The organism is Streptomyces sp. NPDC029956 (assembly GCF_055574655.1).
In genome coordinates, this window is record NZ_JBVHZJ010000020.1 from 62,147 (window position 1) to 70,979 (window position 8,833).

Below are 8,833 nucleotides of genomic sequence, written 5' to 3' on the forward strand. Positions count from 1 at the left end.
CTCGTTGAAAGCGGGAACGTTTCACCAAGGAGGTGGCTCCGCCCATGCTCGTCCGTGACGCCATGAGCACCGTGGTCCTCACCATCGGCCCCGCACACACCCTCCGACAGGCCGCCCGGCTGATGGCGGCGCGCCACGTCGGCGCGGCCGTCGTCCTGGACGGGGACGCCGGGCTCGGCATCCTCACCGAACGGGACATCCTCAACTCACTGGCCCGCGACCAGAACCCCGACATCGAGACCGCCGACGCCCACACCACCCACGACGTCGTCTTCGCCGCCCCCACCTGGACCCTGGAGGAGGCGGCCGAGGCCATGACCCACGGCGGCTTCCGCCACCTGGTGGTCCTCGACGGCCACGGTCCCGTCGGCATCGTGTCGGTCCGGGACATCATCCGCTGCTGGGTCCCGTTGCACAGCGTCGCGGGATGATGCGAGAGCGGGCCGGAATCCGTACGGAAATCCGGCCCGCTCCCTCTTTCGGCAGGCGGCCTCAGCCGCGCAGGGCCTGGATCGCGACCTCCAGCCGCTTGCCGAAGTCTTCGTCCGCCCGGCGGAAGTTGCCGATCGCCCGCTCGGCGATGTCGCTGCGCGAGACCTTGGCGATGAAACCGGCCAGGTTGTCGACCAGGCGGCCCTTCTCGCCCTCCGACATCAGCCGGTAGAGGTCGCCCGCCTGCCTGAAGTCGTCGTCCTCCGCGTGGACCGCGGCGGGGTGGTTGCCGGTGCCGCCGGTGACCGGGGCGGACTGCCACAGCGGCCGGTCCGTCTGGGAGGGGCCGCCGAAGGAGTTCGGCTCGTAGTTCTTCGCACCCTTGTGGCGGCCGTCGTAGAGGAAGCCGTCACGGGAGTGGGTGCGTGCCTCGGTGGCGTGCGGCCGGTTCACCGGCAGGTGGTCGGCGTTGATGCCGACGCGGTAGCGGTGGGCGTCGCCGTAGGCGAACAGGCGGCCCTGGAGCATCTTGTCCGGGGACGGGCCGATGCCGGGCACGAAGTGCGCCGGGCTGAAGACGGACTGCTCGACCTCGGCGAAGATGTTCTCCGGGTTGCGGTTGAGCTCCAGCGTGCCGATCTCGACCGGCGGGTAGTCCTCGTGCGGCCACACCTTGGTGAGGTCGAACGGGTTGAAGCGGTAGGTCGCCGCGTCCGCCGCGGGCATGATCTGGACCTGTACGGTCCAGGTCGGGAAGTCGCCGCGCTCGATGGCCTCGCGCAGGTCGCGCTGGTGCGAGTCCGGGTCCTCGCCGGCGAGCCGGTTGGCCTCGTCCTGGGTGAGGTTCTTGATGCCCTGGTCGGTCTTGAAGTGGTACTTGACCCAGAAGACCTCGCCGGCCTCGTTGTTCCACTGGTACGTGTGCGAGCCGTAGCCGTTCATGTGGCGGTACGAGGCGGGGATGCCGCGGTCGCCGAAGAGCCAGGTGACCTGGTGGGTCGACTCCGGGGAGAGGCCCCAGAAGTCCCAGACGTTGTCCGCCTCCTGCGAGCCCGAGTACGGGTCGCGCTTCTGGGTGTGGATGAAGTCGGGGAACTTGATGGCGTCCTTGATGAAGAACACCGGGGTGTTGTTGCCGACGAGGTCGTAGTTGCCCTCCTCGGTGTAGAACTTCAGCGCCCAGCCGCGCGGGTCGCGCACGGCGTCTGCCGCACCGAGGTTGCCCGCGACCGTGGAGAAGCGCAGGAACGTCTCGGTCTGCTTGCCGACCCGGGAGAGGAACGCGGCCCGCGTCCACTGCGAGACGTCGCGGGTGAGCGTGAAGGTGCCGTAGGCGCCCGCACCGCGCGCGTGGACCACGCGCTCCGGGATGCGCTCCCGGTTGAAGTGGGCGAGCTTCTCCAGCAGGAGCTGGTCCTGGACGAGGACCGGACCGCCGATGCCCGCCGTCTCGCTGTTCTGGTTGTCGGCGACCGGCGCGCCGGCCTCCGTGGTGAGCGGTCCCTGCGTCACGTACGCCTCCTGCGTCCTGTCCTGCGCTGCCGCACTCGATCCTACATTGGACATTGTCCAAGTCAAGTGAACATCCAAAGTCACACCTGTTCGGAAGTCGAGGCCGCGACTGTTACCCTGGCCCCCATGAGTGACCTGTTGGAACGACTGCGCGGACGCGGCTGGCGGATGACCGCGCAGCGACGCGTCGTGGCCGAGGTCCTCGACGGGGACCATGTGCACCTGACCGCCGACGAGGTCCACGCACGCGCCGTGGCGCGACTTCCCGAGATCTCGCGCGCGACCGTCTACAACACGCTGGGCGAGATGGTCACCCTCGGCGAGGTCCTCGAGGTCGCGACCGACGGACGCGCCAAGCGCTACGACCCCAACGCCCACCGGCCGCACCAGCACCTGGTCTGCGGTCGCTGCGGCGCGATCCGGGACGTCCACCCGGGCGGCGACCCGCTGGCGGACCTGCCGGACACCGAACGCTTCGGCTTCACGATCTCGAACGTCGAGGTCACGTACCGCGGCATCTGCCCGAGCTGCGCGACGACCGCCTGACGCACCAGGAAGGCCCCCGCTCCGGCGGGGGCCTTCTCCGTGCTTTCGCGCGTACGGCGAAGGCCCGGATCCAGTGACTGGATCCGGGCCTTCGTTGCTACTGAGTAGCGGGGACAGGATTTGAACCTGCGACCTCTGGGTTATGAGCCCAGCGAGCTACCGAGCTGCTCCACCCCGCGTCGGTAAACCCGACTCTACGGGACGCCGCGCGACCAGCGCAAATCCATTAAGACGCAGCCCTCACGGCCCTCCAGAGCCTCTCGCCAGGGTGGCGCTGCCCTCGCCACGCCCCCGGGGCCTCACGCCACGGAGGCGCAGCCCTCACGCCACCGTCACGCGGTCAGCTCCTGATGCAGCGCCTCGCTCAGCCGCGCAGCCCGCTCCGCGACCTCCGCGGGGCCCAGCTCCACCGCACGGGCGCACCAGCGGCGCCCCTCGGTCAGCTCCCCGCGGCGCGCCGCGAGCAGCGCGAGCCGGAGCGCGGCCCGCCCGTGGCCGGCCCGGGCGGCCCGGGTCCACCAGAGGGCGGCCTCGCGCTCGCTGCCCTCGCGGGCCAGCAGCAGCCCGAGGTTGAAGGCGCCGTTGCGCGAGCCGGCCTCGGCCGCCTCGCGGTACCAGCGGTCGGCCTCGGCCAGGTCGCCGCGCCCGGCGGCGAGCATGCCGACCCGCACCTGGGCACGCCGGTGGCCCTGCTGGGCCGCCCGCTCGTACCACTCCTCGCACTCGGACTTCTCTTCCCGGGGCGCGCCGAGGACGGCCGGGCCCGGGTCGGGGCGACGCGCGTCGAGCACCGAGGCGAGCCGGAAGGCGGCCTCGGCGCTGCCGCCGCCGGCCGCGCAGCGCAGGTGCCGCTCGGCGGTGCGCTCGTCGCCGTCCCGGAGGGCGGCGATGCCCACCTGCAGGGCGGCCTCGGTGTGCCCGGCGGCCGCGGCCCGCTCGTACCAGACGAGGGCCGCACGGTCGTCGTCGCGGCCCGCGTGGAGGATGCCGAGGTTGAACGCGGCGTCGACGCTGCCGGCCTCGGCGGCCTTGGAGAACCACGGCTCGGCGCCGTTGGCGTCGCCGGCCTGGAGGAGCAGCACGGCGAGCGCGTTGGCGGCCTCGCGGTGGCCCGCGTAGGCGGCCCGGCGGTACCACTGCTCGGCCTGCGGGATGCGGTCCTGGGCGGCGCAGAGCAGCCCGAGGTTGTAGGCGCCGTTGACGTCGCCCGCGTCCATGGCGGCCCGGTACCAGCGCTCGGCGGTCTGCTGCTCGCCCCTGGCCGCGTGCAGCGCTCCGAGGGCGTTGGCGGCGTTGCCGTCGCCGTCCTGGGCGGCGCGCAGCCACCAGACGGCGGCGCTCTCCTCGTCGCCCGCGTCGCGGAGCAGGAAGCCGAGCGCGCAGGCGGCCTTGGCCTCGCCCTCCTTGGCGGAGCTGAGGTACCAGCGGCCGGCCTCCTTGAGCTCGCCGCGGTGCTCCAGGATCGCGCCGAGGTGGAGCGCGGCGCGCCGGTGGCCGCGCGCGGCGGCCTGCCGGAACCACTGCTCGGCCTCGGTGGGCTCGCCCCCGGGCTCACCGACGGCCCGCCCGGCCGGGGGCTCTCCGGCCGCCGGGGCGGCGGCGGGCGCGCCGGTGGGCACGAGCGCGCCGGTGCCGGGGGCCCGGAGCCGGGCGCCGGTGTCGTGCGGGCCGCGGGTGGTCTCGGTGGCGCGGCGCTCCAGGGCGAGGGCGAGCCGGTACGCGGCCTCGCGGTGGCCCTGTTCGGCGGCGGCGCGCAGCCAGCGCTCGGCGCCGACGTCGCTGCGGTGCTCCAGGAGGTCGGCGAGGGCGTACGCGCCGAGGGCGTGGCCCTGTTCGGCGGCCTGGCGCAGCCAGTACTCGGCGGCCGGCTCGTCGCCGCGCTCGCGGTGGTGGCGGCCGAGGGCGTGGGCGGCGGGCGCGGAGCCGGCGACGGCGGCGACCCGCCACCAGCCGGCGGCCTCTTCGGCGTAGCCGCGCTGGTGCAGCAGGACCCCGAGGTTGTTCGCGGCGGCCCGGTCGCCCTCGGCGGTGGCGCCGCGCAGGTAGGGCTCGGCGCCGTCGAGGTCGCCGCGGCGCAGCAGCAGCGCGCCGAGCGCGCTCATCGAGGCGAGGTCGCCGCGCTCGGCGGCACGCCGGTGGCGGGCCTCGGTCTCGGTCTCGTTCTCGGTCTCGGCATCGGTCTCGGCGGCGGTGTCGACGGCCGCATCGACGGCCCCTACTGCCTCGATGATCTCGTCCGCGGCGTTCCTGGCATGCCGCTGCACAAACCGCCCTGTCTCCAACAGAGTTGCCCTGTCCCCCATAAATACCATCGTCGCACCACCCGCAACCCGAGCACACCTGGTATACCGCAGCCAGTGAGGTCACTCAGCGTTTTGTCGACATGCCCACAGAGAGACAAGTCAAACACGACTCACGCCAACTCGCCCCTTCCCTACCGCGCTTCGGACCCCCCTCGCACGCCGACACACGACGAAGGCCCGGATCCTTATGGATCCGGGCCCTCGTCCTCTGAGTAGCGGGGACAGGATTTGAACCTGCGACCTCTGGGTTATGAGCCCAGCGAGCTACCGAGCTGCTCCACCCCGCGTCGGTAGACCAACCGTACCACGGTCGCGGGGTGGAAAACCTCAGGTCAGCCGCTTGATCCCGTCGACTTGAGCTTCGCCCCGGCCTCCGCGGCGCGCTCGAGCGCCGCCTGGAGGTCCTCCTGGGCCTTGCCGTACGCCGTCCAGTCGCCCTTCGCCAGAGCCGCCTCGCCCGCGTCGTACGCCTTCTGGGCGTCCGAGATCGCCTGCTTGAGCGCGGCGTCGTTGGACGCCGGCGGCGGGTTGGTGGTGCCCGGCGGGTTCGTCGGCGAGGTGGGCGGCGGCGTGGTGGGCGCCTCCACCCCGAAGACCGCGTTGAGCGCCTTGGTGAGGTTGTCCTCGAACACCGTGGTGTCCTTGGTCGTGTCACCGTCCGGCTGGTCCGCGTCCACGTACGACACCGCGACCTTCTTCAGGAGCGGGTAGAGCGCGTTGCGTCCCTGGGCGTACACCGGTTCCACGTACAGGAACCCGCCGTCGAGCGGGACGGTCAGCAGGTTGCCGTACTGGATGTCGGAGTCGGCGCCCTTCATGTCCCGGACGAAGGTGGCGACGGAGGGCAGACCGTTGAGCTTGCTCTGCACCTGCGCCGGACCCGGCACGTCCTCGGTGACCCTCAGCAGTCTCAGCCGGCCGTACTCCTTGCTGGTGGCGTCGGCGTCGACCGCCATGAAGCCGCCCAGGTTGGGCCGGCCGCTCGGCGTGAACGTCGTCGTCAGCGAGAAGCGCTGCGCCGTGTCCCCGGGCATCTTCATGCTCAGGTAGTACGGCGGGACCGCGTTGCCGTCCTTGTTGGTCGGGTCGTCCGGCACCTGCCAGGCGTCCGAGCCGCTGTAGAACTGCGCGGGGTCGGTGACGTGGTAGCGGGTCAGCAGCTCACGCTGGACCTTGAACATGTCCTGCGGGTACCGCAGGTGCTGCATCAGGTCGCCGTCGATCTCGGACTTGGCCTTGACCGTGCCCGGGAACGCCTTCATCCAGGTCTTCAGGACCGGGTCCTGGGTGTCCCACTGGTAGAGGTTCACCGTGCCGTCGTAGGCGTCGACGGTGGCCTTCACCGAGTTGCGGATGTAGTTGACCTGGTTCTGCTGGGCGACGACCGCGCGCTGCTGGTTGCCGACGGTCAGCGAGTCGGCGGTGGTGTCGCCGAGCGTGGTGCGCGAGGCGTACGGGTAGCCGTTGGTCGTCGTGTAGGCGTCGATGACCCACTGGATCCGGCCGTCGACGACCACCGGGTAGGCGTCGCCGTCGATGGTCAGCCAGGGCGCGACGGCCTCGACGCGCTCCTTGGGCGTGCGGTTGTAGAGGATCCGCGAGCCCTCGCCGATGGCCCCCGAGTAGAGGATCTGCGGCTCACTGAACGCGACCGCGTAGGCGGCGCGGTTGAAGGTGTTGGAGAGGTTGACCCCGCTCTTGCCGTCGTAGCTGGTGGTCTTCTCGCCGTTCTCCTCGTAGTCCAGCTCCTTCTGCGGGCCGCCGACGATCGAGTACTGATCGGTCTTCTCGCCGTAGTAGATCCGCTGCTGGTACGTGCCGAGCATCCCCGTGGTCGGCAGTCCGGCCTCGGTGAAGATCGGGGAGCCGTTGGCGTCCGTCTGCGTGCCCGCGGCCATGATCGCGCCGTAGCCGTGGGTGTAGGTGAAGTGGTCGTTGATCCAGTTCCGCTTCGGGATGCCCTTGATGTTGAGCTCACGGAGACCGACGACGGTGTCCTTGCCCGCGTAGCGGTCCACGTCCAGCGTGGTCGGGAACTGGTAGTACTTCCGCTTCTGCTCAAGCTGCTGGAACGTCGGCGACACGATGTTCGGGTCGAGGACGCGGTAGCTGGCCGCCGAGTCGGCGTTGCTGCGCAGCTGGTCCTTGGCCTTCACCGTCGACTTGCCCGAGTAGTTCTCGAGCTTCGTCTCGTCGATCGCGTACGCCTTGCGGGTCGCGTCGATGTTCTTCTGGATGTACTGCGCTTCCTTGGCCTGCTCGTTCGGCTGGACCTGGAACTTCTGCACGATGGCCGGGTACAGGCCGCCGATCAGGATCGCGGAGAGCACCATCAGACCGAAGCCGATCACCGGCAGCTGCCAGGTGCGGCGCCAGAGCGTGGCGAAGAACAGCACGGCGCAGATCGCGGCGATGCAGAACAGGATGGTCTTCGCCGGCAGGTAGGCGTTGGCGTCGACGTACCGCAGGCCCGTCCAGTTGCCGGTGGCCTTGAAGTCGCTGGACTTCACGGCCAGGCCGTACCGGTCGAGCCAGTACGCCACGGCCTTCAGCGCCACGAAGACACCGAGCAGCACCGAGAGGTGGCCGGTGGCCGCGGCGGTGGCACGCGCGCCCGGGCTCGTGATCCGCAGCCCGCCGTACAGGTAGTGCGTGAGCGCGGCGGCGATCAGCGACAGGACGACGGCGGCGAAGCCGAAGGCGAGCAGGAAGCGGTACCAGGGCAGGTCGAACGCGTAGAACGACACGTCGAGCCCGAACTGCGGGTCCTTCTCGCCGAACTTCACGCCGTTGACCCACATCAGCCAGGTGCGCCACTGGCCCGAGGCGGAGGCGCCGGCGATCAGCGCCACCAGGGCGGTGACCGCGAGCAGCACCCACTTCTTGAAGGGGGCGAGGCCCATCCGGTACCGGTCGAGGCTCTGCTGCTCCAGCGACATCGCGCTGAGCGGCGGCCGCAGCCGGTACGCCAGCCAGATGTTCAGGCCGACGGCGAGCCCCATCAGCAGACCGAAGACGGCGAAGAGGCCGATCTTGGTCCACAGCGTGGTCGTGAACACGGACGAGTAATTGACCGAGCGGTACCAGAGCCAGTCCGTCCAGAACCCGGCGAACATCACGAACGCCATGGCCAGCACGGCCAGGACCCCGAGTGTCATGAGCAGGGTTCGGGCCCGCCGGGACGGCCGGCCGACTCTCATCCTCGGCCCGGACGGGCTACCGCCGCGGTCCGGCATCTGGAAAGCCAACGTGCGCCCCTCGATGTTGATGCGTCTGAAAGCAGGCCCCGCGATCGTAGAGCCCAATGGTGCAACTTACTGAGGCTTTACCTAGTTCCCGTGTTCAGGGGAAGAGGAGGCAGGATATTGGTCATGTCCAACGTTTCCCCCTCCGGCCCGGCAATGGCCGCGAGCCCCCTCACCCGCGCGGTGCTCGAGATCGACGAGTACGCGGCGGGCCTCGGCTGGGACCAGCCGGCCCGTCTGTTCGCCCTGGTCGACACCGCACGGCTGCGCGCCAAGGAACCCGCGCTCGCCTCCCAGCTGGGCCTGGGTGACGATGCCACCGCCTACACCCCGATCGAGCAGGACAAGCTGCCGCGCGGGAAGCCCCTCGACGAATTCCTCGGCACGATCGCCTGGCCGGCGGGCGTGGCCGGCTGCGCCATGACGGTGGAGCGGCTCATGCTGCCCCCGTCGGCGGAGGCCCAGGTCCCGCAGGGCCTGAACGAGAAGCAGCTCGCCAAGTGGGTGGCCGCCCACCCGGACCGCCAGGAGGTACGGATGACCGTGGCCGTGCTGCGCGGCGGGGCCCGTGAGGCGGCGATCCGGCTCCGCGAGAAGGACACCGCGACCGAGGTCCTGACCGGCCCCGACCTGGTGCCGGGCCTCGCCGAGGCGCTGACGGCGACCTTCGAGGGCTGACCTCCGTCCGACAGCGGAAGGGGGGAAGGGGCACCAAAAGGGGGGCCACCCCCCCCCCCCCCCCCCCCACCGCACAACCCCCCTCCCCCCCCCCCCCGGGACCCCTGTCTCCCGCAC

At 71.0% G+C, this 8,833-nt stretch carries 6 protein-coding genes and 2 tRNA genes; 3 read left to right on the forward strand and 5 right to left on the reverse strand.

Annotation, left to right across the window (positions count from 1 at the left end):
* Positions 1-44 precede the first annotated feature (44 nt).
* Positions 45-431, forward strand: coding sequence for a CBS domain-containing protein (locus tag ACZ4XX_RS18340; RefSeq protein ID WP_468508899.1), 387 nt, complete (start codon positions 45-47; stop codon positions 429-431).
* A 61-nt stretch (positions 432-492) separates the two neighbouring features.
* Here ACZ4XX_RS18340 and ACZ4XX_RS18345 read toward each other — a convergent pair whose 3' ends face one another.
* Positions 493-1,998, reverse strand: coding sequence for a catalase (locus ACZ4XX_RS18345; protein WP_468508900.1), 1,506 nt, complete (start codon positions 1,996-1,998; stop codon positions 493-495).
* 72 nt (positions 1,999-2,070) lie between these two features.
* On the opposite strand from ACZ4XX_RS18345, the gene ACZ4XX_RS18350 reads away from it, so the two are divergent.
* Positions 2,071-2,490 (forward strand): Fur family transcriptional regulator, encoded by a 420-nt coding sequence (locus tag ACZ4XX_RS18350; RefSeq protein ID WP_329282816.1) that lies wholly within the window; start codon positions 2,071-2,073, stop codon positions 2,488-2,490.
* Positions 2,491-2,595: 105 nt separating this feature from the next.
* On the opposite strand, the gene ACZ4XX_RS18355 is transcribed toward ACZ4XX_RS18350, so the two are convergent.
* The 4 genes from ACZ4XX_RS18355 to ACZ4XX_RS18370 all read right to left on the reverse strand — a co-directional run bounded on the left by ACZ4XX_RS18355 (position 2,596) and on the right by ACZ4XX_RS18370 (position 8,029).
* Positions 2,596-2,669 (reverse strand) — tRNA-Met (locus tag ACZ4XX_RS18355).
* A gap of 153 nt (positions 2,670-2,822) precedes the next feature.
* Entirely contained in the window at positions 2,823-4,802 is a 1,980-nt protein-coding gene (locus ACZ4XX_RS18360) for a tetratricopeptide repeat protein (RefSeq protein WP_468508901.1), read from the reverse strand.
* A 204-nt stretch (positions 4,803-5,006) separates the two neighbouring features.
* Positions 5,007-5,080, reverse strand: a tRNA-Met gene (locus ACZ4XX_RS18365).
* Between the two features lie 45 nt (positions 5,081-5,125).
* Positions 5,126-8,029 (reverse strand): UPF0182 family membrane protein, encoded by a 2,904-nt coding sequence (locus tag ACZ4XX_RS18370; RefSeq protein ID WP_468508941.1) that lies wholly within the window; start codon positions 8,027-8,029, stop codon positions 5,126-5,128.
* A 135-nt stretch (positions 8,030-8,164) separates the two neighbouring features.
* Here ACZ4XX_RS18370 and ACZ4XX_RS18375 point away from each other — a divergent pair, with 135 nt between their 5' ends.
* Positions 8,165-8,716 (forward strand): PPA1309 family protein, encoded by a 552-nt coding sequence (locus ACZ4XX_RS18375; protein ID WP_468508902.1) that lies wholly within the window; start codon positions 8,165-8,167, stop codon positions 8,714-8,716.
* Positions 8,717-8,833: the final 117 nt, after the last annotated feature.

What these genes read in the sequence shown, in the direction of transcription:
- ACZ4XX_RS18340 (WP_468508899.1), top strand. Translation starts at nt 45, where the DNA reads ATGCTCGTCCGTGACGCCATGAGCACCGTGGTCCTCACCATCGGCCCC.
- ACZ4XX_RS18375 (WP_468508902.1), top strand. Translation starts at nt 8,165, where the DNA reads ATGTCCAACGTTTCCCCCTCCGGCCCGGCAATGGCCGCGAGCCCCCTC.
- ACZ4XX_RS18360 (WP_468508901.1), bottom strand. Translation starts at nt 4,802, where the DNA reads ATGGTATTTATGGGGGACAGGGCAACTCTGTTGGAGACAGGGCGGTTT.
- ACZ4XX_RS18350 (WP_329282816.1), top strand. Translation starts at nt 2,071, where the DNA reads ATGAGTGACCTGTTGGAACGACTGCGCGGACGCGGCTGGCGGATGACC.
- ACZ4XX_RS18370 (WP_468508941.1), bottom strand. Translation starts at nt 8,029, where the DNA reads ATGCCGGACCGCGGCGGTAGCCCGTCCGGGCCGAGGATGAGAGTCGGC.
- ACZ4XX_RS18345 (WP_468508900.1), bottom strand. Translation starts at nt 1,998, where the DNA reads ATGTCCAATGTAGGATCGAGTGCGGCAGCGCAGGACAGGACGCAGGAG.